Source organism: Pseudooceanicola endophyticus (assembly GCF_018760365.1).
Lineage (GTDB): Bacteria > Pseudomonadota > Alphaproteobacteria > Rhodobacterales > Rhodobacteraceae > Pseudooceanicola > Pseudooceanicola endophyticus.
Genome location: NZ_JAHIAB010000022.1, coordinates 30,003 through 32,298, shown reverse-complemented (window position 1 = coordinate 32,298; position 2,296 = coordinate 30,003). Strand labels below are relative to the sequence as shown.

General features: G+C 60.4%; 2 protein-coding genes. One reads left to right on the top strand and one right to left on the bottom strand.

The window, feature by feature from the left end; translation table 11 throughout:
- Positions 1–400: 400 nt before the first annotated feature.
- Positions 401–1,162 (bottom strand): SDR family NAD(P)-dependent oxidoreductase, encoded by a 762-nt coding sequence (locus KM176_RS23770; RefSeq protein ID WP_160897337.1) that lies wholly within the window; start codon positions 1,160–1,162, stop codon positions 401–403.
- A gap of 89 nt (positions 1,163–1,251) precedes the next feature.
- Here KM176_RS23770 and KM176_RS23765 point away from each other — a divergent pair, with 89 nt between their 5' ends.
- Positions 1,252–2,151 (top strand): LysR family transcriptional regulator, encoded by a 900-nt coding sequence (locus tag KM176_RS23765; protein ID WP_160897336.1) that lies wholly within the window; start codon positions 1,252–1,254, stop codon positions 2,149–2,151.
- The last annotated feature ends 145 nt before the right edge of the window (positions 2,152–2,296 follow it).

Sequence of the window (2,296 nt, the reverse complement as noted above, 5' to 3'; positions counted from 1 at the left end):
AGCGAAACATCAAGTCCGGCAAAGTATTCCATATCTCACTCCCTTCCATTGGATCATCCGATCCTAACAGGAGCTCGACCTCTCCACAGAGGCAGCCCAATTACGCATGCTTTGGGCCGCGATTACCTGGACCGCCTTTCTGCACCTGCGAGATGCTGCGCGGCGACATTTTGCAGTATGGGCTCGAAGCGGTCATTGGCCTTCAAACGGGTGTTAGGTCGCGCCGAACCTGCGCGACACATCCGCTGCAAACGTCAGAAATGCGGACTTTCCGGACGTTCGCGGCAGCAGGAAACCGTGCCCAGTGTGGCTTTCCCTGCCGCCGATAGCGCCCTCATCCTCAATGGCCGCTGACGAGGAAAGGGCCATCGAGAAAGACTTATGCCACCACGACTGATCGTCAGAGATTCATGCCACCGGTGACCTCGATTCGCTGTCCATTGACCCATCCGAAGTCATCTGTGAGGAGGCTGGCGATCACCGGACCAACATCTTCGGGGCCGCCGACGCGACCAAGCGCGGTGCGGGATGCCAGCGCCTTGTTGACCTCGGGGTTGTCGCGGGTGACGCCGCCGCTGAAGTCGGTTGCTATGGCTCCGGGCGCGACCACGTTGACGGCGATACCGCGCGGACCAAGCTCCAGCGCCATGTAACGTGTCAAGGTTTCCACCGCCGCCTTCATCGGCCCGTAGATCGCCCGGCCCGGAAATGCGAAGCGCGTCAGCCCCGAGGAGATATTCACGATGCGACCCCCATCATTCATCAGCGGCAGGAGCGCTTGGGTCAGCAGGAACGGTCCCTTGAAATGCACCGCGAATTGCGCGTCCATCTCGGCTTCGGTTCCGTCTGCGAGGGTCGCCGTAGAAGAGATCCCCGCATTGTTCACCAGGTAGTCGAAGCGGTCGGCTCCCATCTGGGCCAGTGTGCTGCGAACGCTGTCAGCGAAGTTCGGGAAGCTCGACGCCTTACCGACATCAAGCTGAAGCGCCGCCGCCTGTACCCCAGCCTGCTGGATGTCTGAAACCACATTGTCGGCCTCATCCTGCCGGGTGTGATAGGTGATGATGGAAGACACACCGCGTTGAGCCAAGCGGAGGGCGGCATCCCGGCCCATACCTCTACTGCCGCCGGTGATGATTGCGATAGATGCTGTACTTTTCATTAATGATCTCCTTGTGGGGAAGATATAGACAAGGCATTTGTTCAGGATAAGGTGGTTATAAATCTACATTCTGTACGGAAAATTGCACAATGAAGAGTGACTTCACCGCGGCCCGCGCTTTCATTGCGGTCGCCACAGCCGGTGGCTTTCGTGAGGCGGCCAAGACATCCGAGATGAGCGCGTCCAGCCTGAGTGGCGCGGTAAGGCGGCTTGAAGATCAGCTCGGGGTCCGGCTGTTGAACCGTACGACCCGCAGCGTCACCACCACCGAGGCCGGGGCGCATCTGCTGCACCGCCTTCAGGCCGCGATGTTGGGGATGGAAGCGGCGCTGGAGAGTGCCAATGAATATCGAGGGGCGCCGAGCGGCACGCTCCGACTGAATGTTCCTCTGGGCGTTGCGCGCCTTGTCCTACCACGCCTCTTACCCGGGTTTTCAAAGACCTATCCGGATGTCCGGGTAGAGATTATCGCGGAGCATGGCGTCGTCGATATCCTGACTGCCGGATGCGATGCCGGTATCCGCTATGACGATAAGGTGACGAAGAACATGGTGCTTACGCCCATCGGGCCGTCGCGCCAGAGATTTGCCACCGCTGCCTCGCCCGCCTACCTGGAACGGCATGGGTATCCCCTTCATCCGCAGGATCTGGAACGGCATGCCTGCCTACCGGCATTCGTCGGGGGCGGTCATCCGATGCCTTGGGAATTCGAGAAAGAGGGCGAGATCGTCCGCGTGGAGGTGCAAGGTCCTGCGACCGTCGATGTCACTGCAGTCGATCTGGCGGTTTCGATGGCGGCCGAGGGCTGCGGCATTGTTCATCTCTACGAGGAATGGCTGCAGCCGCAGATTGACAACGGCGCTCTGGTGCCGGTCTTGGAGCCTTGGTGGCAGAGCTTCGACGGGCCGCTGCTCTTCCATCATGGACGCGAACATGTGCCGGCGCCCTTACGCGCGTTCATTGACTATATGGGCCTGCATAGGTGGTAACCACAGCGTAACGGCAATAGCCAAAAGGTTCCGAAGCGGACCTACGGGCACCACAGCGGCCGACACGCTCTGGTGAGACGGTCTGCCGAGCGGAGACGGCTCTCTCCGGACACTTACCAAGCTCGCACCGCTGCAGCGTCGTTTC